Source organism: Streptomyces sp. NPDC001315, assembly GCF_042896175.1.
Lineage (GTDB): Bacteria > Actinomycetota > Actinomycetes > Streptomycetales > Streptomycetaceae > Streptomyces.
The window spans coordinates 34,455-58,886 of sequence record NZ_JBIAWZ010000012.1; the positions used below are offsets into that span (position 1 = coordinate 34,455).

The 24,432-nt window shown below is 71.4% G+C and carries 21 protein-coding genes; 9 read left to right on the forward strand and 12 right to left on the reverse strand.

Annotated features, from left to right (window positions below):
• Positions 1-53 precede the first annotated feature (53 nt).
• Positions 54-185 (forward strand): hypothetical protein, encoded by a 132-nt coding sequence (locus ACFY16_RS28015; RefSeq protein ID WP_390649963.1) that lies wholly within the window; start codon positions 54-56, stop codon positions 183-185.
• Here ACFY16_RS28015 and ACFY16_RS28020 read toward each other — a convergent pair.
• The 5 genes from ACFY16_RS28020 to ACFY16_RS28040 all read right to left on the reverse strand — a co-directional run bounded on the left by ACFY16_RS28020 (position 176) and on the right by ACFY16_RS28040 (position 6,849).
• A complete protein-coding gene (locus ACFY16_RS28020) occupies positions 176-721 on the reverse strand; it encodes a GNAT family N-acetyltransferase (protein WP_390649964.1) in 546 nt (181 codons plus the stop codon). The two genes, ACFY16_RS28015 and ACFY16_RS28020, sit on opposite strands and share 10 nt — an antisense overlap.
• Before the next feature lie 158 nt (positions 722-879).
• The gene (ispG, locus tag ACFY16_RS28025) at positions 880-2,037 is read right to left on the reverse strand and encodes a flavodoxin-dependent (E)-4-hydroxy-3-methylbut-2-enyl-diphosphate synthase (protein WP_390649965.1); all 1,158 of its coding nucleotides are present in this window, start codon (positions 2,035-2,037) and stop codon (positions 880-882) included.
• A 192-nt stretch (positions 2,038-2,229) separates the two neighbouring features.
• Complete coding sequence (locus ACFY16_RS28030) at positions 2,230-3,522, reverse strand: M50 family metallopeptidase (RefSeq protein WP_390650115.1); 1,293 nt, start codon at positions 3,520-3,522, stop codon at positions 2,230-2,232.
• Between the two features lie 8 nt (positions 3,523-3,530).
• Positions 3,531-4,799, reverse strand: coding sequence for a 1-deoxy-D-xylulose-5-phosphate reductoisomerase (gene dxr, locus ACFY16_RS28035; protein WP_390649966.1), 1,269 nt, complete (start codon positions 4,797-4,799; stop codon positions 3,531-3,533).
• Positions 4,800-4,917: 118 nt separating this feature from the next.
• Positions 4,918-6,849 carry an acyl-CoA dehydrogenase family protein gene (locus ACFY16_RS28040; protein ID WP_390649967.1) on the reverse strand — a complete coding sequence of 644 codons (1,932 nt, stop codon included), beginning with the start codon at positions 6,847-6,849 and terminating at the stop codon, positions 4,918-4,920.
• A 353-nt stretch (positions 6,850-7,202) separates the two neighbouring features.
• Between ACFY16_RS28040 and ACFY16_RS28045 the strand changes: the two genes are divergently transcribed.
• The gene (locus ACFY16_RS28045) at positions 7,203-8,777 is read left to right on the forward strand and encodes a sugar transferase (RefSeq protein ID WP_390649968.1); all 1,575 of its coding nucleotides are present in this window, start codon (positions 7,203-7,205) and stop codon (positions 8,775-8,777) included.
• A 117-nt stretch (positions 8,778-8,894) separates the two neighbouring features.
• On the opposite strand, the gene ACFY16_RS28050 is transcribed toward ACFY16_RS28045, so the two are convergent.
• On the reverse strand, positions 8,895-9,863 hold the full coding sequence (locus ACFY16_RS28050) for a GDP-L-fucose synthase family protein (RefSeq protein WP_390649969.1): 969 nt from the start codon (positions 9,861-9,863) through the stop codon (positions 8,895-8,897).
• 106 nt (positions 9,864-9,969) lie between these two features.
• Here ACFY16_RS28050 and gmd point away from each other — a divergent pair, with 106 nt between their 5' ends.
• From gmd to ACFY16_RS28070, 4 genes are all read left to right on the forward strand, one after another.
• Complete coding sequence (gmd, locus tag ACFY16_RS28055; RefSeq protein WP_390649970.1) at positions 9,970-10,983, forward strand: GDP-mannose 4,6-dehydratase; 1,014 nt, start codon at positions 9,970-9,972, stop codon at positions 10,981-10,983.
• Complete coding sequence (locus ACFY16_RS28060; protein WP_390649971.1) at positions 10,980-11,210, forward strand: hypothetical protein; 231 nt, start codon at positions 10,980-10,982, stop codon at positions 11,208-11,210. Before gmd ends, ACFY16_RS28060 begins: the two co-directional genes overlap by 4 nt.
• A gap of 133 nt (positions 11,211-11,343) precedes the next feature.
• Positions 11,344-13,581, forward strand: coding sequence for a LamG-like jellyroll fold domain-containing protein (locus ACFY16_RS28065; protein WP_390649972.1), 2,238 nt, complete (start codon positions 11,344-11,346; stop codon positions 13,579-13,581).
• A complete protein-coding gene (locus tag ACFY16_RS28070) occupies positions 13,578-14,243 on the forward strand; it encodes a hypothetical protein (protein ID WP_390649973.1) in 666 nt (221 codons plus the stop codon). The genes ACFY16_RS28065 and ACFY16_RS28070 overlap by 4 nt, the downstream gene beginning before the upstream one ends.
• On the opposite strand, the gene ACFY16_RS28075 is transcribed toward ACFY16_RS28070, so the two are convergent.
• Together ACFY16_RS28075 and ACFY16_RS28080 are read right to left on the reverse strand one after the other, a co-directional pair.
• On the reverse strand, positions 14,206-15,354 hold the full coding sequence (locus tag ACFY16_RS28075; RefSeq protein WP_390649974.1) for a glycosyltransferase: 1,149 nt from the start codon (positions 15,352-15,354) through the stop codon (positions 14,206-14,208). The genes ACFY16_RS28070 and ACFY16_RS28075 overlap by 38 nt on opposite strands.
• Positions 15,351-15,890, reverse strand: coding sequence for a WcaF family extracellular polysaccharide biosynthesis acetyltransferase (locus ACFY16_RS28080; protein ID WP_390649975.1), 540 nt, complete (start codon positions 15,888-15,890; stop codon positions 15,351-15,353). Before ACFY16_RS28080 ends, ACFY16_RS28075 begins: the two co-directional genes overlap by 4 nt.
• 225 nt (positions 15,891-16,115) lie before the next feature.
• Between ACFY16_RS28080 and ACFY16_RS28085 the strand changes: the two genes are divergently transcribed.
• A complete protein-coding gene (locus ACFY16_RS28085) occupies positions 16,116-17,471 on the forward strand; it encodes a hypothetical protein (protein WP_390650116.1) in 1,356 nt (451 codons plus the stop codon).
• Here the strand turns inward: ACFY16_RS28085 and ACFY16_RS28090 are convergent.
• Genes ACFY16_RS28090 through ACFY16_RS28100 form a run of 3 tightly spaced genes read right to left on the reverse strand, consistent with a single transcriptional unit; the run spans position 17,431 to position 21,531 of the window.
• Complete coding sequence (locus tag ACFY16_RS28090) at positions 17,431-18,660, reverse strand: hypothetical protein (RefSeq protein ID WP_390649976.1); 1,230 nt, start codon at positions 18,658-18,660, stop codon at positions 17,431-17,433. The two genes, ACFY16_RS28085 and ACFY16_RS28090, sit on opposite strands and share 41 nt — an antisense overlap.
• 7 nt (positions 18,661-18,667) lie before the next feature.
• Positions 18,668-20,305 carry a lipopolysaccharide biosynthesis protein gene (locus ACFY16_RS28095; protein ID WP_390649977.1) on the reverse strand — a complete coding sequence of 546 codons (1,638 nt, stop codon included), beginning with the start codon at positions 20,303-20,305 and terminating at the stop codon, positions 18,668-18,670.
• Positions 20,302-21,531 (reverse strand): glycosyltransferase, encoded by a 1,230-nt coding sequence (locus ACFY16_RS28100; RefSeq protein WP_390650117.1) that lies wholly within the window; start codon positions 21,529-21,531, stop codon positions 20,302-20,304. The genes ACFY16_RS28095 and ACFY16_RS28100 overlap by 4 nt, the downstream gene beginning before the upstream one ends.
• A 204-nt stretch (positions 21,532-21,735) precedes the next feature.
• Between ACFY16_RS28100 and ACFY16_RS28105 the strand changes: the two genes are divergently transcribed.
• Positions 21,736-22,188, forward strand: a complete 453-nt coding sequence (locus ACFY16_RS28105) for an adenylyltransferase/cytidyltransferase family protein (RefSeq protein WP_390649978.1) — start codon at positions 21,736-21,738, stop codon at positions 22,186-22,188.
• Here the strand turns inward: ACFY16_RS28105 and ACFY16_RS28110 are convergent.
• The gene (locus ACFY16_RS28110; RefSeq protein WP_390649979.1) at positions 22,151-22,870 is read right to left on the reverse strand and encodes a CDP-alcohol phosphatidyltransferase family protein; all 720 of its coding nucleotides are present in this window, start codon (positions 22,868-22,870) and stop codon (positions 22,151-22,153) included. The genes ACFY16_RS28105 and ACFY16_RS28110 overlap by 38 nt on opposite strands.
• A 479-nt stretch (positions 22,871-23,349) precedes the next feature.
• Here ACFY16_RS28110 and ACFY16_RS28115 point away from each other — a divergent pair, with 479 nt between their 5' ends.
• Positions 23,350-24,360: a LacI family DNA-binding transcriptional regulator gene (locus ACFY16_RS28115; protein WP_390649980.1), complete on the forward strand. Its 1,011-nt coding sequence runs from the start codon at positions 23,350-23,352 to the stop codon at positions 24,358-24,360.
• Positions 24,361-24,432 lie beyond the last annotated feature (72 nt).

Below are 24,432 nucleotides of genomic sequence, written 5' to 3' on the forward strand. Positions count from 1 at the left end.
GAAAATGTGACGCGCCGCCCGTCCGGCAGGCCCCCTTGCCCTACGAACGTCGCATGGTCCTGAGGACCGGGAGAACCGACGCGCACGAGGACGTGATCCCGGACGGGCTGAGTCTGCTGCGCATCGGCCGGGACGCGGGCGAGGGCGTACGACAGGAGCCCGACGTCTGGATGCGTCACGCCTGAGGCCGGGTGCCGGCGCGGAGCCGGTACAGCACGCTCCGCCGCAACGGTCCCTCGGGCACGCCCGGGTCGTCGAAGTCGTCGGCCGGATCGCGGGTCATGCCGAGGCGGCTCATCACCGCCCGGGAACGGAGGTTGCCGACGGCGGTGACCGCGAGGATCTCGGCGAGGCGGAGGTCTTCGAAGCCGAAGGCGAGCGCGGCGCGGGCGGCCTCGGTGGCGTAGCCGTGGCCCCAGGCCGGGCGGGCCAGCCGCCAGCCGACCTCGATTCCGGTGAACGGCATGTCCGCGTCGACGGGGTCGAGCCCGGTGAACCCGATGAACTCGCCGGTGGCCGCGACCTCCAGCGCCCACCAGCCCCAGCCGCGCTCGTCGAGCCCGGCCCGGAAACGGGCCACCGAGGCGTCGCTCTGTTCGCGGGTGAGGAGGCCCGGGAGGTGTTCGCGGACCTCGGGGTCGGCGTTCATCGCGGCCCACGGAGCGAGGTCGGACTCACGCCGGGGGCGCAGGATCAGGCGGTCGGTGCGCAGGTTCGTCACCTGCGGGAGTCAACACGGACGAGGGGTCAGGGCGCGATCGATTTTGGGCGCGGGAACGGTGTGCCCACTCCGAGGGCGGCCTCGGCCCAGGTCAGCCCAGTTCCCGTCGGCCCGGCTCACGAGGAGCGACCGGACCTCGCCCCCGTCCGTCGGTCCGCTCAGCCCGCCACCGAGACCGACGGCTCGCCCGAGGCGATCCCGGCCGCCTCCATCTGCTCGGCCAGCTTCATGGCCTCCTCGATGAGGGTCTCGACGATCTTGGACTCGGGGACGGTCTTGATGACTTCGCCCTTGACGAAGATCTGGCCCTTGCCGTTGCCGGAGGCGACACCGAGGTCGGCCTCGCGGGCCTCGCCGGGGCCGTTGACGACGCAGCCCATGACCGCGACGCGCAGCGGGACCTCCATGCCGGTGAGGCCGGCGGTGACCTCTTCGGCCAGCTTGTAGACGTCGACCTGCGCGCGGCCGCAGGACGGGCAGGAGACGATCTCCAGGCCGCGCTGCTTGAGGTTGAGCGACTCCAGGATCTGGTTGCCGACCTTGACCTCCTCGACCGGCGGGGCCGAGAGGGACACGCGGATGGTGTCGCCGATGCCCTGCGAGAGGAGCGCGCCGAAGGCGACAGCCGACTTGATCGTGCCCTGGAAGGCGGGGCCGGCCTCCGTCACACCGAGGTGCAGCGGGTAGTCGCACTGGGCGGCCAGCTGACGGTACGCCTCGACCATCACGACCGGGTCGTTGTGCTTGACCGAGATCTTGATGTCCCGGAAGTCGTGCTCCTCGAAGAGGGAGGCCTCCCAGAGGGCGGACTCGGCGAGCGCCTCGGGCGTCGCCTTGCCGTACTTCTGGAGCAGGCGCCGGTCCAGCGAACCCGCGTTCACACCGATGCGGATCGGGGTGCCGTGGTCCTTCGCCGCCTTGGCGATCTCCTTGACCTTGTCGTCGAACTGCTTGATGTTGCCGGGGTTCACGCGCACCGCCGCGCAGCCCGCCTCGATCGCGGCGAAGACGTACTTCGGCTGGAAGTGGATATCGGCGATGACCGGGATCTGGGACTTGCGGGCGATGGTCGCGAGGGCGTCCGCGTCGTCCTGGGTGGGGCAGGCCACGCGGACGATCTGGCAGCCGGAGGCGGTCAGCTCGGCGATCTGCTGGAGGGTGGCGCCGATGTCGGACGTACGGGTCGTGGTCATCGACTGGACCGACACGGGGGCGTCGCCGCCGACCGCCACGGACCCGACCTGGATCTGCCGGCTCTTGCGGCGCTCGGCGAGCCTGGTCGGAACGGACGGCATGCCGAGAGAAATCGCAGTCATCTGCTGTGCAACCCCAAGTCGTGGATCAAGGTCCAGGTCCGCCCGTCGGAGGCAGATTCCGGCGGGTTCCAGGCTTCGAGATTACGGCACCGAGCCAGGGGCCGGCACCTCCCCCATCCGTAAACCCACTCGATGGAAGCGGCCCGGAACACAGTGTTCCGGGCCGCTTCGAACGCCGTGTGGCCACGGTTGCTAACTGATCTTGACCGGGTTGACGACATCTGCCACGAGCACCAAGACCGTGAAGCAGATGAAGATCCCGGCCACCACGTACGCCACCGGCATCAGCTTCGCCACGTCGAACGGACCCGGGTCCGGCCGACGCAGCACCTGCGCCGCCTTGCGCCGCAGCGACTCCCACAGCGCGCCCGCGATGTGCCCGCCGTCCAGCGGGAGCAGCGGGAGCATGTTGAAGAGGAACAGGGACAGGTTGAAGCCCGCGACCAGCATCAGCGCCATGGCGAGCTGCTGGGTCGGCGGGATGTCCAGTGTGAAGATCTCGCCGCCGACGCGGGCCGCGCCGACCACGCCCATCGGGGAGTCGGCCTCGCGCGGGGCGCCGTCGAAGGCCGCGTTCCACAGGGCCGGGATCTTGCCGGGCAGGCTCGCGATGGAGTCGACGGCCTCGCCGAGCCGGTCGCCCATCCACGTCACGGAGTCGCCGAAGTCCTGGCGTACGACGCCGGTGGCGGCGCTGAAGCCGAGGAAGCCGGCGGTGACGTACTGGCCCTGGACGATCTGGCCGCTGGAGTCCTTCTTGGCGACCTGGTTGGTGGCGATCTTCGCGTGCAGGGTGACTTCCTGGCCCTTGCGGTCGACGACGATCGGCACCTCCTTGCCCGGAGTGGCGCGGATGAGGTCGGAGAGCTGGTTCCAGTCGTCCGTCCGCACACCGTTGAAGGAGACGATCTTGTCGCCGGCCTTCAGGCCCGCCGCCGCGGCCGGCGCGGGCGCGTCTGAGTCCTTGCACGTGTCCCGGTTCTGGCTCTGCGCGATGACGCACTCGGAGACCGAGCTGACGGTGGTGGTCTGCTGGGAGATGCCGAAGCCCATCAGGACGGTGAGGAACAGCGCCACCGCAAGGATCAGGTTCATGAAGGGGCCCGCGAACATCACGATGACCCGTTTCCACGGCTTGCGCGTGTAGAAGAGGCGGGTCTCGTCGCCCGGCTCGAGCTCCTCGAAGGCGGCGGAGCGGGCGTCCTCTATCATTCCGCGCCACGGCGAGGTGGAGCGGGCGGTGATCCGGCCGTCGTCGCCGGGCGGGAACATGCCGATCATGCGGATGTAGCCGCCGAACGGGACGGCCTTGACGCCGTACTCGGTCTCGCCCTTCTTCCGCGACCAGATGGTCGGGCCGAAGCCGACCATGTACTGCGGCACCCGGATGCCGAAGAGCTTGGCCGTGGAGAGATGTCCCAGCTCGTGCCAGGCGATCGAGACCAGCAGGCCGACCGCGAAGACGACTATGCCGAGGATCATCATCAGGGTCGTCATGCACGGGCCTCCGCGGTCGCCGTCGTCGTCTGTGCTGTCAGTTCCCGGGCCCGGGTACGTGCCCAGGCCTCCGCTTCGAGGACGTCCGACACGGTGAGTGAGGTTCCCGTGCGCGGCGTACCGTGCTCCTCGACCACCCGTGTCACCGTCTCCATGATTCCGTTGAACGGCAGCGCGCCGCTGCGGAACGCCTCTACGCACTCCTCGTTGGCGGCATTGAACACCGCCGGGGCCGTGCCCGCGAGCTGCCCGACGTGCCGGGCGAGGCCGACCGAGGGGAACGCCTCGTCGTCGAGCGGGAAGAACTCCCAGGTCGAGGCCTTGGTCCAGTCGAAGGCGGGCGCCGCGTCCGGGACGCGTTCCGGCCAGCCCAGGCCGATGGCGATCGGCCCGCGCATGTCGGGGGGCGTCGCCTGGGCGAGCGTGGATCCGTCCGTGAACTCAACCATCGAGTGAACATACGACTGCGGGTGCACGACGACCTCAATGCGGTCGAAGGGAATGTCGTACAGGAGGTGCGCCTCGATGACTTCCAGACCCTTGTTGACGAGGGTCGCGGAGTTGATCGTGATCACCGGGCCCATGGCCCAGGTGGGGTGCGCGAGGGCGTCCTCGACGGTGACGTTCGCCAGTTCCGCCTTGGTCCGGCCGCGGAAGGGGCCGCCGGAGGCGGTGACGACGAGCTTGCGTACGTCGGCCCGGCTGCCGGCTGCCAGCGCCTGGAAGAGGGCGGCGTGCTCGGAGTCCACCGGGATGATCTGGCCGGGCTTGGCGAGCGCCTTGACCAGCGGGCCGCCGACGATGAGCGACTCCTTGTTGGCCAGCGCGAGGGTGCGGCCCGCCTCCAGGGCGGCGAGGGTCGGGGCCAGGCCGATGGAGCCGGTGATGCCGTTCAGGACGGTGTGGCAGTCGGAGGCGGCGAGCTGCGTGGCCGCGTCCGGCCCGGCCAGTATCTCGGGGAGCGGCTCCCCGGCCCCGTACCGCGCGGCGAGCGCCTCGCGCAGCGCCGGTACGGCGTCCTCGCGGGCCACGGCGACCGTGCGCACCCGCAGCCGGTGGGCCTGCTCGGCCAGCAGCTCGACCCGGCCGCCGGCGGCGGACAGGGCGGTGACCCGGAACCGGCCGGGGTTGCGCAGGACGAGGTCGATCGCCTGGGTGCCGATCGAACCGGTGGAGCCGAGGATCACCACGTCCCGCGGGCCGTCCGGGGCGACGGGGTCGTAGACGAGGTGTGGGTCTGCGAGAGGGGCTGGGCTGTCGCTCATCCCCCCATTGTGGCCGCAACGGCCGCCCGGCAGGACAGGGCGTCCCTCTCGTGGCTCCCCGGCCCTGCGGCTCGGCGGTCGCGGCGACCGTCGAGCCGCGGGGCGCTCCACGCCCGCGTCAGCGGATGGGGCGGTGGACGTTCTCCCGTTCGCTCGGTCCTGGTGTCGCGTCGGCGATCCAGGGGCCGTCTCCTGACGGGTCGACGATGCCTTGTTCGAGCCACTCGTAGGCGCCCGCGAGGACGCCCTTGACGACCTTGCGGTCCAGGTCGTCGGTGTTGGTCCACAGGCGGTCGAAGAGTTCCTCGACGCGGATGCGGGACTGGCGGCAGAACGCGTCGGCCAGCTGGTAGGCCTCGCGGCCGTGGTCGCCCTGGCCGCGCAGCAGCTCGGCGCGGACGCAGGCGGCGCTCATCGCGAAGAGTTCCGCGCCGATGTCGACGACGCGGCCCAGGAAGCCCTGTTTGGTCTCCATGCGGCCCTGCCAGCGGGACATGGCGTAGAACGTGGAGCGGGCGAGCTTGCGGGCGTGGCGTTCGACGTAGCGCAGGTGGGTGGAGAGGTCCACCTCCTGCTTGAACTCGGTGTAGGAGGAGGGCAGTTGGCCGGGGCCCGCGACCAGCTTGGGGAGCCATTTGGCGTAGAAGACGCCCGCGTTCGCGCCTGCCTTCGCCTTGTCGGAGAGGGATTTCTCGGGGTCGATGAGGTCGCCCGCCACCGACAGGTGGGCGTCGACCGCCTCGCGTGCGATCAGCAGGTGCATGATCTCGGTCGAGCCCTCGAAGATGCGGTTGATCCGCAGGTCGCGCAGGATCTGCTCGGCGGGGACCGCCCGTTCGCCGCGGGCGGCCAGTGACGCGGCCGTCTCGAAGCCCCGGCCGCCGCGGATCTGGACGAGTTCGTCGGCCATGAGCCACGCCATCTCCGAGCCGTACAGCTTGGCGAGGGCGGCTTCGATGCGGATGTCGTTGCGGTTCTCGTCGGCCATCTGGGAGGAGAGATCGAGTACGGCCTCCAGGGCGAAGGTCGTGGCGGCGATGAAGCTGATCTTCGAGCCGACGGCCTCGTGCAGCGCGACCGGCTTGCCCCACTGCTCCCGTACGCCCGACCACTCGCGGGCGATCTTCAGGCACCACTTGCCGGCGCCGACGCACATGGCGGGCAGGGACAGCCGCCCGGTGTTCAGGGTGGTGAGGGCGATCTTGAGGCCCGCTCCCTCCGGGCCGATCCGGTTCGCGGCCGGGACGCGCACCTGGTGGAAGCGGGTGACGCCGTTCTCGAGGCCGCGCAGGCCCATGAAGGCGTTGCGGTTCTCGACGGTGACGCCCTCGGAGGCGGACTCCACGACGAAGGCGGTGATGCCGCCCTTGTGTCCCTCGGACTTCGGCACCCGGGCCATGACGACGAGGAGGTCGGCGACCACCCCGTTGGTCGTCCACAGTTTCACCCCGTCGAGGACGTAGTCGTCCCCGTCCGGGACCGCGGTCGTGGCGAGCCGGGCCGGGTCGGAGCCGACGTCCGGTTCGGTCAGCAGGAAGGCGGAGATGTCGGTGCGGGCGCAGCGCGGCAGGAAGGTGTCCTTCTGCTCCTGGGTGCCGAAGAGTTTCAGCGGCTGCGGTACGCCGATCGACTGATGGGCGGAGAGCAGCGCGCCGATCGCCGGGTTCGCCGAGCCGGCCAGGGCGAGGGCCTTGTTGTAGTAGACCTGGGTCAGGCCGAGGCCGCCGTACTTGGTGTCGATCTTCATGCCGAGGGCGCCGAGCTCCTTGAGCCCGTCGATCACCTCGTCCGGGATCTGCGCGTCCCGCTCGATGCGCGCGGAGTCGATCCTCGTCTCGCAGAAGTCGCGCAGCTTGGCGAGGAACTCCTCGCCGCGCTGTGCGTCCTCGTCGGCGGGCAGCGGGTGGGGGTGGATCAGGTCGAGCCGGAAGCGGCCCAGGAACAGTTCCTTGGCGAAGCTCGGCTTGCGCCAGTCCTGTTCCCGGGCGGCCTCCGCCACCTGACGTGCCTCACGTTCCGTGACGGTGGGTTTGGTCGGTGGTTCGGGCATAAGGCTCACCTCGCCGTAAACAGGGATCTTGGGTGCCGTCTGTTACTGACTGGTGCTACTTGATCGTATGTACCCGATACCGGGCGGACCCACCACCCCTGGCGCTCACCCGGGGGACGGCTGCCCCCTTGTTTCCGTGCGACCCTCCAACCGTCACGTGATGATCACGTGAAGGAACACCAGCAACTTCTCCACCAGATTTCTGTGAATTCCGCGAAAACTGCAACCAACAAGCACAGTTGTGATCTAAGGTCCTCGATCACTTGGTCGCATTCGCCCGGTGGGGAAGTTCGATGGGCGGCTGCGGCTTGTGACGGCGACGTATGGCTGGGGGGCACATGCGGGATGTCGGCGTGTCGGAATCCGCTGGGGAACCGGGGGCGGAGGCGACCGGGGGGCTGGGAGAGGAAACGAATCGCCGGGGGGCGGGCGGCCCGGACCGGGCGGTCGCGTTCGCGGACGAGGACGGGGCGGCCAGACCGAAGCCGGACCGGGCCGGGCCGAGGGTCCGCACGGGAGACGGAAAGGCCCGCTGGTACCGGCCGCTCGCGGTCGTCACCGACGCCTGCGGAATCGGGGTTCCGCTCGCCGCGGCCCTGGATGCGGACGGACAGGAGGTGCCGGTGATCGGCGGCCTGGTCGGCGCCGGAGTGTGGGCGCTCATCCGGACTTTACGACGCCGGTACGCGGGCCAGCGCCTCGGGGAGTCGTGGGGTGTGCTGGCCGCCGTGCGGGACTGGGTGCTGCTGGCCGGGATCCTGGCGCTGGCGCTGGTCCTCTTCGATGCGCGGAACGGGCCACGGCCCACCCTCGCCCTGGCCTCGGTGGCGCCGGGACTGGCGGTCACGGCCACGGTCGCACCGGTGACCCGGCTGCATCTCAACCGGCAGCGCCGGCAGGCGCGGGCGGTGCGACGGGCCCTGGTGGTGGGCGAGCCGACCGCCGTGGACCACGTCGTGGGACGGCTCGCCGCCCGCACGGATCACCCGTACGTGGTGGTGGGTGTGGTGCCGGTCGGCTTCCAGCCCCTGGGGTGCGGGATGCCGGTCCCGGGGCGGCTGGCGGCCGTCCCCTCCGACCTCACGCAGGACGCGGATGTCGTCCTGCGTGCCGTGGAGGCCTCCGCGGCGGACGTGGCGCTGGTGGCGCCGGGGCTGCGGATGACCGGTGAACGGCTGCGGCACGTGTCGTGGGCGCTGCACGGCGCCGGACTGCAGCTGGCCGTGGTGCCGGGCCTCACGGAGGTCGCCCAGGCCCGGGTACGGCCCACCTCGGCGGCGGGGCTGACGCTGCTGCAGGTGGCACCGCCCGCCCAGGAGGGCGGGCAGCCGTGGCTGAAGTCGCTCCTCGACCGGGCCGGGGCCACGGTCGGACTCGTGCTGCTGGCGCCGCTGTTCGGGGCGCTGGCGGTGGCGGTCCGCTGCTCCTCGCCCGGCCCCGTCTTCCACCGGCAGACGCGCCGCGGGCTGGGCGGGAAGCCGTTCACGATGTGGAAGTTCCGCACGATGGTCGTCGACGCCGAGGCCCGCCGGGCCGAGCTCGCCCGGGCCGGGGCCAACCAGCACGACGGGCACATGTTCAAGATCCGGCGCGACCCGCGCGTCACCCGGCTCGGCGGTGTGCTGCGCCGACTGTCCCTGGACGAGCTGCCGCAGCTCTTCAATGTCCTCCGGGGTGACATGTCCCTGATTGGCCCGCGCCCGCCGCTGCCCGAGGAGGTCGCCCGCTACAACCCCACGGAGCTGCGGCGCCTCTCCGTCAAGCCGGGCATGACCGGGCTGTGGCAGGTCAGCGGGCGCTCCGACCTGTCCTGGGACGAGACGGTGGCGCTCGACCTCTGGTACGTGGACAACTGGTCGGTGGCCACCGATGTGGAGATCATGACCCGCACCCTGCGCGCCGTCGTCGACGGCCGTGGGGCGTACTGAGGGGATCCTCCGATGAGCGGTCACCTCGGTCCGGTACGGCCCGGGGCGCTGTCGTCGTTCTCCCGCACCCGTGCCGGGGTGCGGGAGAACGGCGACAGTGGCGCGGGAGGAGACCGGTCAGCCGGTCTGCCGACCCAGCCACCACTCGTACGTCGAGGCGATCCCGTCACGCAGGGCGACGGCGGGCTTGAAGCCGAGCGCGGTCAGCCGGGAGACGTCGAGGAGTTTGCGCGGGGTGCCATCGGGCTTGCTCGTGTCCCACACGATCTCTCCCTGGTAGCCCGTCACCTCGCCGACGACTGCCGCGAGTTCGCTGATCGGGAGGTCCTCGCCGCAGCCGATGTTGACCGGCCCGTCGGCGTCGTAACGGTCCAGGAGCAGGGCGCAGGCCGCCGCCACGTCGTCGACGTGCAGGAACTCCCGGCGCGGGGTTCCGGTGCCCCACAGCACGACCTCGGGCGCCCCGGTGACGCGGGCCTCGTGGAAGCGCCGGATCAGGGCAGGCAGCACATGCGAGGTGGCCAGGTCGAAGTTGTCACCGGGGCCGTAGAGGTTGGTGGGCATGGCGCTGATGTACGCGGCGCCGTACTGGCGGCGGTACGACTGGACCTGGGTGATGCCGGCGATCTTGGCGATGGCGTACGCCTCGTTGGTCGGCTCCAGCGCCCCGGTGAGCAGGGACTCCTCGCGGATCGGCTGCTCGGCGAGCTTCGGGTAGATGCAGGACGAGCCGAGGAAGAGCAGCCGCGGCACCGCGGCGCTGTGCGCGCCGGCGATGACGCTCAGCTGTATCCGCAGGTTGTCCTCCAGGAACTGCACCGGGTAGGTGCTGTTGGCCATGATCCCGCCGACCTTGGCGGCGGCCAGCACGACGGCGTCCGGGCGGACGTCGCGCAGAAAGGCCTCGGTCCGCGCCGCGTCGCGCAGATCGAGCTGGTCCCGGCCGCGGGTGAGCACCTCCTGTCCGTCGGCTTCGAGCCGGCGTACCACCGCGGAACCGACCAGGCCGCGATGGCCCGCGACGAACACCCGGGCCGGGCGCGGGAGCAGGGGAGGCGTGGGCTTGGGCGAAGGGTCAGCAGTCATGGCGCGGATTGTGCCAGCGACGACCACGCCCAGGGGACATTCTTCAAGAAATTGGTTCAACACATATGAAAACGCGACCTGTTGTGTCGCGTCAGAGGGGGTACAGATGGGAAAGTCGGCACTCATCACCGGGGTGACCGGTCAGGACGGCTCGTATCTGGCGGAGCTGTTGCTGGGCAAGGGCTACACCGTGCACGGCCTGATACGCCGGTCGTCGAGCTTCAACACCGAGCGGATCGACCACATCTACCAGGGCCCCGACCAGCCGGAGCGGTCCTTCGTCCTGCACCACGCGGACCTCTCGGACGGGGTGGCGCTGGTGAACCTGCTGCGGGACCTCAGGCCCGACGAGGTGTACAACCTCGGCGCGCAGTCCCATGTCCGGGTCTCGTTCGACGCGCCCCTGTACACGGGCGACGTGACCGGGCTGAGCGCCATCAGACTGCTCGAGGCGGTCCGGGCGAGCGGCATCGAGACCCGCCTCTACCAGGCCTCGTCCTCGGAGATGTACGGCTCGACCCCGCCGCCGCAGAACGAGCGCACGCCGTTCCATCCGCGCAGCCCGTACGGCTGCGCCAAGGTCTTCGGCTACTGGACGACCGTCAACTACCGCGAGGCGTACGACATGTTCGCGGTCAACGGCATCCTCTTCAACCACGAGTCCCCGCGCCGTGGGGAGACCTTCGTGACCCGCAAGATCACCCGTGCGGTCGCCCGGATCCAGGCCGGCCTGCAGGACCGCCTCTACCTCGGCAACCTCGACGCGGTGCGCGACTGGGGATACGCGCCCGAGTACGTCGAGGCGATGTGGCTCATGCTCCAGCGGGACCGGCCGGACGACTACGTGGTCGCGACCGGCGAGGCGGCCAGCGTACGGCAGTTCCTGGAGGTGGCCTTCGCCCATGCGGGCCTGGACTGGACGGAGTTCGTGCGTTACGACCCCAAGTACGAGCGCCCGAGCGAGGTCGACGCGCTGATCGGGGACGCCTCCAAGGCGGAGGAGCTGCTGGGCTGGAAGCCCTCGGTGAAGGTGGGCGAGCTGGCCCGGATCATGGTCGACGCCGATGTACGCAAGCTGGAGGACGAGCTGGCCGGCACCGCGGTCCGGGTGGACAGATGAGACGCGCCCGCCGCACCCTCGGCGGCGCGCTCGGCTCCGCACTCGCCCCGGCCGCCGGGCTGCTCGGTGGCGCGGTGGCGAATCCGGGCCGGTCGGGCGACCTGCTCGGGTCGGCGTCGTCGGTGGCGCTGACCGGTACGGGCACGGACGCGCTGCGGCTGTGGTCGAGCGAGGTCGGCACCGAGGACCACCGGCCCCAGCTCCTGCTCACGTCCAGCCCCTCCTGAGTCCCTCCGCGGACTGCCGGGCGGTCCGGCCACCCCTCCCCCGGGCCGCCCGGCTCCTGCACAGCACCACACGTTCATGTCGCACGTATCGCAAGGAGAACCAATGCACCGCAGATCCACGCACCTGAGACCCATGAGCCGCAGATCCAGACCCCGCCCGAGCCTCGCCGCCCTGGCGCTCGCGCTGGCCGCTCCGCTGCTGAGCGTTCCGCTCGCCGCTCCCGACGCGGCCGCCCTCACCCCGCCGGTTGCCCTGACCGCCGACGACCTGACCACCTGGCAGACCAACGGCGTCGTGTACGCGCTCGCCCAGTCCGGCGGGGAGGTGTTCGCCGGGGGCACCTTCTCGGCGATCCGGCCCTCGGGCGCGGCCGCCGGGGCGGACACCGAGCAGTCCGCGGTGAACTTCGCGGCGTTCGACGCGGCGACCGGCACCCCCACCGGCTGCTCCCTGTCGTTCACGGTCGGCGACGGCACCGCGACCGTCCGGGCGCTGGCGGTCTCGCCGGACGGACGGACCCTGTACGCGGGCGGGTACTTCGGCGCGGTCAACGGGGTCGGGGTGAACAGCCTGGCCGCTATCGACATCGACACCTGCACGCCCCGCGCGGACTTCCATCCGACGGTGTCCGCCACCGTGCGGGCGCTGGCCGTCACGGACTCCACGGTGTATCTCGGAGGGGACTTCTCCACCGTCAACGGCCAGACCCGCGAGCGGTTCGCCGCCATCGACACGGCCGGGGCGCTGACCGGCTGGACCGCGAACGCGGACGAACCCGGGCGGGCGGTCGAGGTCACCGCGGACGGGCAGCACGTCGTGGTGGGCGGAGACTTCTTCACCGTCAACGGCAGCGACTCGCACGCGCTGGCCGTCACGGACGCCACGACGGGCGCGGTGACGAAGACGTACCCGAGGGGCTTCTTCCCGGACACCTCCGTCGTCAAGGACATCACCGCCGACGCCACGGGCGTGTACACGGCCAGCGAGGGCACCGGCGGCGGGGTCTTCGACGGACGTACGGCCTTCGAACCGGACACCTTCGCGCAGCGCTGGCGCGACACCTGCCTGGGCGCCACCCAGGCCCTGCAGCTGTACCAGGGCCTCATCTACAGCGCCTCGCACGCCCACGACTGCTCCTCGATGAACGAGTTCCCGGACGGGCAGCGCCACCATCTGCTCGCCGAGGGCACGTCCGACCCGACGTTCGTGGGCTGGGCCCCGGACACCAACGACGGCATCGGTGAGGGCATCGGGCCGCGCGTGTTCACCCTGGCCCCCTCCGGCGGCACGGACTACCTGTGGGTCGGCGGCGAGTTCACCACCGTCAACGGCACCGCCCAGCAGTCCCTGACCCGGGTGTCCTCGGGCCCGGACACCGGGGCGCCGACCGTCCCGCAGGTCAAGGTGGAGAGCGTCGAGGCGGGGAAGGTCGCGGTGCACTGGCGCTCCAGCTACGACACCGACGACAGCGCCCTCACCTACCGTGTCTACAAGGACGGGGCGACCACCCCGGTGTACACGCTGAGCAGCACCTCGCTGCCCTGGTCCCGCCCCCAGCTCACCTGGACGGACACGAGCGTCGCGGCGGGCGAGACCCACTCCTACCGGATCAGTGCCTCGGACGGGACGAACACGACGTCCAAGTCCACGGCCCAGTCGGTGACCGTGGCGAGCGCGCCGGACGGCTACGCGTCGGCCGTGCGCGGGGACGGTGCCTCGCTGTACTGGCGGTTCAACGAGACCTCGAACCCGTACGCCGCCGACAGCTCCGCCGGGGACGACAGCGGCGTCCACTGGAACGCGCCCACCCAGGCCGTCGCAGACGGAGCCGCCAAGTCCGGCTCCTCGGTGCGCTACACGGGCTCGTCGAGCCAGTGGACGTACAGCGACAAGGTGCACAGCACCCCGTCCGCCTATTCGCTGGAGCTGTGGTTCAAGACCACCAGCACCACCGGCGGCAAGCTCATCGGCTTCGCCAACAAGGTGCAGCTGCCGTCCACGGTCTATGACAAGCACATCTACATGACCAACAACGGGCGGCTCGTCTTCGGCGTCTACCCGGGCGCGGTCAGGACCATCACCACGACCCAGTCGTTCAACGACGGCGCCTGGCACCATGTGGTCGCCACCGAGGGCGGCAACGGCATCAGGCTGTACGTGGACGGGACACTGCGCACGTCCAACGCCTTCGTCACCGGCAGCCGGCAGTACAGCGGGTACTGGAGGGTCGGGGGCGACAACCTGGACTCCTGGACCAATGCGCCGTCGAGCCGGTTCTACACCGGACTGATCGACGAAGTCGCCGTGTACGACAACGTCCTGACGGCCGGCCAGGTCGCCCAGCACTACGCGCTCGGGACGGCCCCGTGAGGCGTGGCGCCCTGGCGGCGCTGCTGCTCCTGCCCCTGCTCGCCGCGTGCGGCAACGGGGGCGGGCAGCACACCGAGGCGGCCGGGAGCACTCCGCACCCGGCCGCCTCGGCGGCGTCCTCTCCATCACCGTCCGGCTCGTCACCGTCCGGGTCGTCGGCCGCGGCGCCAGAGGCGTCCGAGGGGTCCTCCGGGGGCTCCGCCCTGGGCCCGAAGAACACCGTTCCCGACGATCGGCTCACCCCGGCCGCGGGTTCGTTCACCGAGAAGGAGAAGAAGTACCTGTCCGGGCGCGTCCCCAAGGGGACCGATCCGGCGGCGATCCTGCAGGCCGGCCAGGAGACCTGCGACCGGCTCGCGGCCACGGCGAAGATCGACCGGGACGCGACCGTGGGCGCGATCGTCGCCGGCGAGATCACGGGGGCCGAGGACGCGGTGAAGGGACTGTGCCCGGACCTCGAGTCACTCGTCGAGGACGCCGAGGGCGGGTACGGGGACGGCACACATGCCGCTCCCGCCCCCGGCACCTACCGCGCCCTCACCCCGACGAAGGACTGCTCGTGGTCCCTCGACACGACATCCGGCACCGAGCACACGATCACGGTCGAGAAGGGCACCAGGACCTTCACGTCCAACGGGTGTTACGCCTGGGGCCGGGTCTGAGCACAGAGCCGTACAGCGTGTGGAGGCGGTCGGCGACCGCCTCCAGCGAGAAGGACGTACGGGACAGCTGCCACGCCGCCTCGGAGGCGGCGTCATGGGCGGCGGGATCGAGGAGGGCGAGGATCTCGGCGGCCAGGGCCTCCGGGGTCCTGGCCACCCGCCCCGCCCCGGAGCGGCCGAGGTCGTCGGCCAGGCCGTTGGTCGGGGTCACCACCGAGGGGACGCCCACCGAGAGGGCCTCCAGGACGGACATCGGGAACGGCTCGTCCACCGACGGCAGTACGTGCACATGGGTTCTGCGCAGTTCGCCGAGGACGGCGCCCGGAGCGAGGGTGCCGAGGTAGTCGACGGAGTCGGACACGCCCAGGGACTCGGCGAGCTTCAGCGCCGTGCCGAGTTCGCCCTCGTCGGCCCCGGCCAGCACGAAACGGGCGTCGGGGTGGTGGCGCAGTACCTCGGGGGCGGCGGCGACGAAGTCCGCCGGGCGCTTGCGGGCCTGCATCCGGGCCAGGTAGAGCAGGCGGGGCGGCCCGTCGGGGCGGGGACGGCGGTCCTGTGCGGGCACGCCGTTGACCAGACGCATGCCGTTGCCGGGGTCCTCGCCGCCCAGCACCTTGTTCAGGGCCGCGCGTTCGTACGACGTGAGGTGCAGGACGGCGTTCGCGCGGCGCAGCACCCGGCGTACGGCGACGGCGTCGAGCAGCTTGGCGAGCGCCTTGTCGCTGGGGTCGACCATGCCGTGCGTCTGGACCACCAGTGGGCGGCCCGCGCTCAGGGCGGCCAGCGCGACCGGCAGGGTCACCAGGTCGCGGGCGAGGTGGACATGGACGACGTCGGCCTCGCGGACCAGACGGCGGGCGCCGGCGAGCAGGGCCGGTGAGGTGATCCCGCTGAAGCCGGCGCCGGGCAGGACCCGGCGGGCGGGGTAGAGCCGGGCGGGCCGGCCGTCCACGTCGGCCGGGAGCGGCCCGTCGAAACCGGAACCCAGCGCGACGATCCGGGTCTCCACGCCCAGCGCGGCGAGGCCCCCGGTCAGATTGACGGCGACCCGGACCGGACCGCCGAAGGCCTGGGTGGGTGTGTGCAGGGTGACGGCGTGCAGCGCTCTCACGGGGTGGGCTCCTTCAGCGCGCGTGTGCCCGAGGCCGTGTGCAGAGTCAGTTCGGGCAGGTCGTGTCCCAGCACCGTGCCCGCGGCGACCACCGCGTGCCGGCCCACCGTCACCCCCGCCAGCACCGTCGCCCGCGCCGCGATCCATGCCCCGTCCTCGATCCGGACGGGGGCATTGCGGTAGCGGAAGTCGGTGGTGCGGTGGTCGTGGCTGCCGGCGCACAGCAACGCCTCCTGGGAGAGGCACACATGGGAGCCGATCGTGATCGGTTCGAGGTTGAGCAGCCAGGCGCCCTCACCGATCCAGGTGTGGTCGCCGACGCTGAGCTTCCAAGGCCACAGCACCCGCACCCGGTGCCTGATCAGCACGCCTTCGCCGATCTGCGCCCCGAAGGCCCGCAGCAGCGCGACGCGCAGCCGGGCCGGACAGAACCAGGCCATGAACAGCGTGTTCATCACACAGAACCAGAGCGCCTGGATCGCGATCCCGCGCCCCTTGTCGTATCCGGACAGCGTGAACGTCCGCAGATCGCGCAAGAGTTACCCCCCTCGGATGTGATCCAGCCTAGGCATTCCACACCCCTTTCGCACACAAATCCGTAGACTCTGTGAACGAAAAGCGGAGGGGGATTCATGGCGGCGGGAACACCGGGTTTCGTATCACCATTGCGCGCCGACCCGACGGCTGCGCTGCGGAGTTCTCCGCGCGGCGCGCTGCGGCGTGTGCTCGCGTTGCCGTTGGTGCTGGGCCTGACCGTGCTGATGCCCGCCTTCGTCGCGCTGCAGCCGGGCGCGGGCCTGCGCGACCAGGCGTTCTGGCTCCAGCTGGTCCTCACGGTGTACGCCGGCACCCGGCTGTCCGCGATGATCCTCGGCCGGCACCGCAAGCTGCTCCAGGGCACGTTCTGGCTGTTCGTCTACATGGCGATGGGCATCGCGCCGCTCGCGCAGGACGTGGTGGGCAAGACGCCGGTGCCGGTGGCGGGTTCACGGTCCGACCTGGCACTGGCGGTGGCGCTGGTGCTGGTGGCGTGCGCGGCCTTCGACGTGGGGGCGCTGCTGGTGCGGCCAGGGGCGCGGCCGACGGCCCGTACGGTGTTCCGGCCCGCGACGGTCTCGCGCCGGCGGCTGGCCGTTCTGGTGGCGGTGGCGTTCGCCGGGAGCGGGCTGTTCGTCCTGAAGCTCGGCGGGCTCGCGGTGTTCTTCGCGAGCCGGATGGAGATCACCGAGTCGATCGAGAACAGCGGGGTGTCCAGCGCCGGCTCGCAGGCCGGTACGGCGATCCTGCGTGGCTTCGGCACCGTGCCGGCACTGCTCGCGCTGATGGTGGTGACCCGCTGGCTGATCACCTCGCCGCGGGCGCGCAGCCGGCCGCTGCCGTGGATCACTCTGGTCGCGCTCGTGGGGCTGAACGCGATCGTCAACAACCCGATCTCCAACCCCCGCTACTGGTTCCTGACCGTCCTGCTCGCCCTGCTGTTCACGGTGTTCCCGCAGAGTCCGACGATGTACCGGGCGGCGCTGTCCCTGGGCGTCGCGGCGGCCGTGCTGATCTTCCCGTTCGCGGACAAGTTCCGCTACGACGCGGCCAACACCCGTACCACGGAGACCACTTCGGTGCTCGATCCGCTGGTGCTCAAGGACTACGACCAGATGACCATGTTCGCCAACACCCTCACCTACGCGGACGCGGGCAACGGTCACACCTACGGCCGCCAGCTGGCCGGCTCGGTGCTGTTCTTCGTGCCCCGGTCGGTGTGGACGGAGAAACCGAAGGACACCGGGGTGATGGTGAGCGAGTGGATGGCGGCCACGAACACCAACCGCTCCTCGCCCCTGTGGGCCGAACTCTGGCTGGACTTCGGTTCGTTGGGCATGGTTGCCGGGTTCGGGCTGATCGGCTGGGCGTCGGCACGGGTCGACCGGCGCTATGCGCACGCCGTGACGCGGCCCGGCCCCGCGAGCATCCTCACCCTCGCCGTACCGCTCCTGGCCGGCTACTCCTTCATCCTGCTGAGGGGACCGCTGCTCCAGGCCTCCGGACGGGTCGCCGTCGGGATGATGTGCCTGGCCCTGATCACGACGCTACGCCCGGAGCGGTGGCGGCAGTTGCGCTGACCGCTTCCGTCGTCTCGGGCGTCCGGGCGGCCCACACCCACGCGGCCGCCCCCTTCAGCACCGAGCCGAGGCACAGGCCCCAGGCGGCACCGGCGACGCCGGTCCACGCGTACCCGGCGAGCAGCAGCCCGGCCGACACCGGCGAGAACACCAGCTGCACGGGCAGGGTGGCGCGCGGGGAGAGCACCCGCAGGGCGAGCAGCCCACACACGCCGAAGGCCATCGCCGCGTACTGGGCGCCGGTCGCGGGCAGGACCCTGGCGGCCGACTCCCAGGTGTCGCCCAGGAGCTGGCTGCCCCAGCGCGCGGGCAGCGCGTACAGGACGGCGGCCCAGCCGGCGGCGACGGCGGCGAGGGCGGTGCCCGCGAGGAACGCGGCCCGGCGAGGCGCGCGATGGCGGTTGAGCAGCGGCGGGCCGAAGCCGGTGGCCGCGTTGAACGCCACGTTGAGCGGCCCGAAAAGGGTGGTCGCACCGCGCAGCGCGCCCACCGCGAGAGGCGTCGCGAAGAGGCCGAGGGCCAGCACGGCGAGCTGGCTGGTGGCGTTGCCGACACCGAACTCGACCAGGAAGCGGCGGCCCAGGTGGCCGCGTACGACATAGCGCCTGAGGTCGATCCGCGCGCCCGACACATGCGGCCGCAGCAGTGCCAGGGCCAGCAGCAGGGCGGGCAGCGCGGACAGGCCCCAGACCAGCGTCGTACGGGCCGCGGAGGAGTCGTTCGGCTGCACGGCCAGGGCCGGCAACGCGACGACCAGCCGCAACAGGTCGGTCAGCAAGGCGTATTGGGGCTTGCGCAGGACCGAGAAGCAGTACCGCAGGGTGTCCTGGGTGAGGGTGACCGGCAGCACGAGGCCGAGCGCCGCGTACACCGCCGCGTCCGCCGTCGCCGTCGCCGCACCCCCGGCGAGCAGCACACCCAGCACGGTCGAGGCGCACGCGGTGAACGCGGGTGCGCTGCGGCAGACCTGCCGCAGGGTCTCCGGCTCGCCGCGGTGCAGGACGAGTTCCTGCCCGACGTACGCCCCGAAACCGCCGAGGAGCACGCTGAACACCATGTACGCCGTGGCGAACAGGGCGAAGGTGTCGACCTCGCCGTGCCGGGCGACCAGGACCAGGACGGCGATGTTGGTGAGCGCGCTCACCGCCTGGTCGAGCACCGAGCACAGGAGGGCCGTACGCGCCCTCACGCGACTCTCACCGGGTGCCCGAGGACAGGGTGTCGGGGGCGACCGGCCGGGCGCGGAGCGCCGGTTCCGGCACCGGCGCGGCGGTGGTGGGGCCCTCCCTGCGGCGGGTCTTGCGCTGCCGTCCGGCCGGGTGCAGGACGGCGCCCAGGACCTGTCCGCCGGCCCCGTCGATGAGCTCGCGGATGCGTTCCAGGGCGGTACGGGCGACCGTGCGCGGATCACACACCACGACCACGCCGTCGACGCGGTCGACCAGGGCGAGCGCGTCGGCATAGGAGAGGACGGGCGGGGCGAGGACCACGACCGTGGTGTTCGGGGCGTCCGCCTGGTCGATGAGGCGGGTGGTGGCCGCGGAGGTGAGCGCGCGGGCCACGTGGGGCACGCGGGTGCCGGGGACGAGTTCGAAGGTGCCGGACTCGCCCGCGTCCACGACGAGGTGCCGGCCGCCGGGCCATGGAATGCCGTCCGCCTGCCCGTTCGCCCATCCGGGCCCCCGGGATCCCGGTGCCTCCGGCAGCCGGTCGGCGAGGTCGGGGTGGCGCAGGTCGGCCTCGACGAGCAGGGCCGACATGCCGGTCTCGGCGAAGCAGGCGGTCAGGTTGACGGCGACGGCCGCGGCCGTGGCCCCCTCACCGCCGGGTTCGACCACCAGCAGCCGGCGGCGGTCGGCGAAGTGCCGGTCGTACGCGAGCCGGAAGGCCACCGAGCGGTACTGCTCGGCGAGGTTGCCGTCCGCCCGCCCGGCCGCGAGCAGCGGCCCGTCGGCAACCCGGGGCAGACTGCCCAGCACCGGCGCGCGCAGGGCGCGGGCGACGGTCTCGGCCGACCGTGCCGCCGGGTCGAAGATCATCCGTAGCCAGGCGCCGAGCAGCCCCAGGGCCAGGCCGACCACCCCGCCGAGCGCGATCAGCATCGGCGTGCCCAGACCCTCCGCTCCGGTGGGCCGCTCGGCGATGACGGTGATGTAGCCGGGGGTGGTGTCCAGGGCCTTCAGTTCGCTGATGTCGTTGGTGAGTTCGGTGATCTGGCTGAGCAGGTTGGCCTGCGCGGCCAGTGCGGTGCTCTGCTCGGTGTCGCTCTGGAGCCTGTCGATCTGCTTGAGCAGGTTCTCGCGCTGCTTGGCGAGCGGGTCGAGCTGGTTCTTGTAGCCGGCGATCATCTTCGCGACCGTGCCGGTGGTCAGCGTCTCGCGGTAGTCGAGGTAGGCCCGCGCGAAGGCGTTGGCGCCCTGGGCGGCCTCCTTCGGGGTGTCGCCGACGTAGGTGAACTTCAGGACCAGCGTGTCGGACGGATTGGTGACCTGGAGGTGGCGCTGCAGGTCACCGATGTCGGCGGCGCTCGCGCCCAGCTTCTCGGCGGCCCGCTCGGCCACCGCGTTGCCGCCGGCCGTCTGCCGCTCGCTGCCGATGTTGATCTGCTTGTCGACGGCGACTCCGTTGGTCGCGTACGGGTTGATGGTCGCCGCCCGGACCAGGACCTCGCTGGAGGACTCGTACGTCGCCGTCGTCCCGTAGGCGAACCAGCCCCCGGCGAGCAGCCCGGCGAGCAGCCCGCCGGCGAGCAGGACACGGTGCCGCAGGATCTGCTGGACCTGGTCGCGCAGGAGCTCCGGTTCGTCCTGCTGCCCGCGTGCCTCTTCGTTCATGTGCGTCGTACCCCTTCGTGCACGGTGGTGCCCCTGTCCAGTGCCTCGGCGAGCAGGTCGTCCAGCCGGCCCAGTCCGGCCGTACGGCTCAGCCGTTCGTCCACGTACGCGGGGCCACGGGCTCCGAGTCGGTCGGCCGCCCCGGGATCGGCCGCCAGTTCCCGTACGGCGTTCAGCAGTGCCGCGGGGTCCTCGGGCGGGACCAGGACGCCCGCGCCCGAGCGGCGCACCTCGTCGGCCGTACCGCCCTCGGCGGCGACGGACGCGAGCACCGGCCGGCCGGCGGCGAAGTACGAGGTGAGCTTCGACGGCACGCTCATGTCGAGGACGGATGCCCGCTGGGTGACCGCGAGGACGTCCGCGGCGGCGAGGACGTCCGGGAAGTCGGCGGTCTCGGCGGCCGGCAGGAAGCGGAGGTTGGGCACGGAACGGGCGCGCTCCCCGAGTGCCGCCCGCTGACTTCCGTCCCCCATCAGGACGAAGTCCACCCCGGGATCGAGCCGGGCCGCGTCGACGAGCACCTCCAGCCCCTGCTTGAGACCCATGTTCCCGGAATGCAGGACGACCTGCCGGCCCTCGGGCCAGCCGAGCCGGGCCCGGGTCTCGGCGCGCGGGCGCGAAGGGCGTTCCACATGGGACCAGTTGGGGACGAGCCGGATGCGGGACGGGTCGACGCCCATGGCTTCGACGCGTGACCGGAAGGTGTCGTGGATGACGCCGACGAGCGCCGCCCGGTCGAACGCGTACCGTTCGGCCCGCGCGGCCACGGCGGCCGCCTTGTCGCCGCCGCTGATCCCGCTCTGCGCGGCCGCCGCCCCCATCAGGTCCTGCACGACGGGTACGAACGGCACCCGGTGGCGGTGGGCGATACGGGCCGCCGCCACCGCGCCGGCGAGGCTGGGCAGCTGCGCGACGACCGCGTGCGGACGGGGCATGCGGGGCGGTGCGGCGAGCTGGTGGCAGAGCAGTGAGGCCTCGAACAGGGCCCGGCGCAGGGCGGTCTGCCGTGTGGGCACGGTGTGTCTTCGCCGGTGCACGGTCACCCCGCCCCGCGACTCCCGCGCGCGCCAGCGGCCCGCGTACTCCGGGTCGAGACGCCAGGACGGGTAGTGCGGCATGCCCGCGAGGACATGGACGTCGGCGCCGCGCGCGGCCCAGTGCTCGGCGAGCTGCGTGGCGTACGGGCCGATGCCCGTGTGCTCGGGCGCGTAGTTGGTGGACACCAGCAGCAGACAGCGGCCGGTCAGAGTGCCGTGCTCGATGCGGGCATGTGTGGGCTCAACTCCGGTCAACGCCGGTCCCCTTCCCCCCAGAAGTGATCCCTGCCCACCTTAACCGTTCACCGGATCTCCAGGCTGGCTTCACAGTAAGGTCGTTGGGACCATCAACTGATGTTGCCGGATTGACGTTCACTGTGGGGGGAGAACGCAATGGTCCATCGTGTCGGCTACGCACCCGGCGTCTACGACCTGTTCCACATCGGCCACCTGAACATCCTCAGACACGCCCGCAGCCAGTGCGACTACCTCGTCGCCGGGGTGGTCTCCGACGAGATGGCCGAACTCGCCAAGGGACGCCGTCCGGTGGTCCCGCTGCCGGAGCGCCTGGAGATCGTGCGCAGCGTCCGCCATGTGGATGCCGCGTTCGTCGAGACCGTCCCGGACAAGCTGGAGACCTGGCAGCAGGTCCGCTTCGATGTGATCTTCAAGGGGGACGACTGGCGGGGCACCGACAAGGGGCGGAAGCTGGAGCGCGACTTCGCCACGGTCGGTGTGGAGGTCGTCTACTTCCCGTACACCGTTCACACGTCCAGCACCCTGCTGGGCAGGGCGCTGGACGCCCTGGTCACGCCGGGATCCGGGGAAGCGCGGACAGCTCCCTGAACCACTTCGCGAGGAACGCCACGAGGAACAGGGTGTGCACGACGGCAAGGACGGCGTAGGCCGCGCGGAACACCTGCGGCGCTCCCAGCGTGAGGAACACCAGGCAGAAGACCCCGTAGTCCACCGGCAGCAGGGCGACGGCCCGCAGCCGGGAGGGCGGAGCCGCCGGGGCGCCTGCCGCGGCCCGGCCCCGCTTGAGCTGTTCGGTGAGCAGGCCCGCGCAGAAGGTGAGCACGGCCGCGAGCTGGAAGCCCAGCGGCAGCAACAGCCAGCCGGCACCGGGAAGGTCGAAGAAGCGGTAGAAGGCGATCAGCACGGCCGTGTGCAGCGCGACCATCTTCGCGCAGTCGACCACATGGTCGAGCCACTCCCCCGCCGGCCCGCCCTTCCCGGTGAGCCGGGCGAGCTGCCCGTCCGCCGAGTCGAAGGCGAAGCCGACCACGAGAGCCGCGTACACCAGTACCGCCAGCGGCCAGGAAGGCCGTACGAGCGCCACGGCCGCGATGCCGGCGAAGGTGAACGCCGCGCTGACCAACGTGACCTGATTGGGTGTCAGTCCGACGCGATACGCGCCCGCCGCCAGCAACCGGCCCGTGGGCCGGTTCACGTACCGCGAGTACAGCGACACCCCCTTCGCCGACTTCTGCGCCCCGCGCAACTCCCCCAGCACCGTCGTCCCCACGAGCCCCCCTCGTGTCCCCACGCGGCACCGCCCCCCGGCGCCACCGTGAACGTCATGATGACACGGGGTGAACGGGGGCGAGCCGATGTTCGAGACACACGGCCGGCCTCAGCCGATGTCGACGCCGTCGCGCCGCCCAGGCCGACGCTCCCGTACTCGCTGGCCGGCGGGCCCGCCCGGTGGGGTCCGCCGTGTTGCGTCGAGGGTCCTTCCGAGGGACGGTTCAGGTACGTCGTGTCAGTGGCCGCCGACGGCCGCGAAGGTTGCCTCACCCTCGCGGAAAGCCCCACGGGCGAGTCGTCAAAAGCCATACTGGCCGGTCGCAAAAAGCCCCACGGGCCGACCGCAGGGAAAAGGAATCGAAGCGCTTCGACGACCTATGGACACCCACCCCCGCTAGGGCTACTGTCGAACCACCTTCACCCGCCCTTGTTCGCAATGCGCACTGTCGAAGCGCTTCACAAAACTTGGAGAGCTGGATGGTCACCCTCGCCGAGGTCGCCCAGCACGCCGGAGTCTCGGCGAGCACGGTGAGCTATGTCCTCAGCGGCAAGCGGTCCATCTCCGCGACCACCCGGCAGCGGGTCGAGCAGAGCATCCGGGAACTCGGATACCACCCCAACGCCGGCGCCCGCGCCCTCGCCAGCAGCAGGTCCAACATCATCGCGCTGATGATCCCGCTGCGCACGGACATGTACGTGCCCGTGATGATGGAGATCGCCATCGCGGTGGCCACCACGGCCCGCACGCACGGCTACGACGTCCTGCTGCTCACCGGCGAGGAGGGTCCCGACGCCGTCCGCCGCATCACCGGCAGCGGCCTCGCCGACGCGATGATCCTGATGGATGTCCAGCTCGACGACGAACGGCTGCCGCTGCTGCGCGGCACCGACCAGCCGTCCGTCCTGATCGGCCTGCCCGCCGACGCTTCCGGGCTGACCTGCGTCGACCTGGACTGGAGCGCGACCGGCGCGTTGTGCGTGGAGCATCTGGCGAAGCTGGGGCACCGCGACATCGCTGTCATCGGCGAGGCCGCCGCGGTGTACGAACGGCACACCGGCTTCGCCGAGCGCACGCTCGACGGACTCCGCTCCCGGGCCCGGGAGCTGAGCCTTCGGGTGCTGCACCGGCCGTGCGAGAGCGGGTACGACGCGATGGCCGTGACGCTGGCCCGGATCCTGGACGAACGCCCGGGCACCACGGGGTTCGTCGTACAGAACGAGTCGGCGGTCGAACCGCTGCTCGCGCTGCTGCGCCAGCAGGGCCGCGCCGTGCCCGAGGACGTCTCGGTCGTCGCGATCTGCCCGGACCAGGTCGCCGTCCAGGCCTCGGTGCGGCTGACCTCCGTGGCCATCCCGGCGCAGGAGATGGGCCGGTACGCCGTGGAGCACCTGGTCGCGAAGCTGGACGGCCGGGGCAACGGCGAAGTCGTGCTGCTCGCCCCCGAGTTGACGGTCCGGGCGAGCTCGGGACCGGCGCCGGCCGCCTGACGCCTCAGCCACCGCACCACACCACACCACCGTGCCCTGCCAGGGCACCATCATGTCTGCACTCCTCCAGGA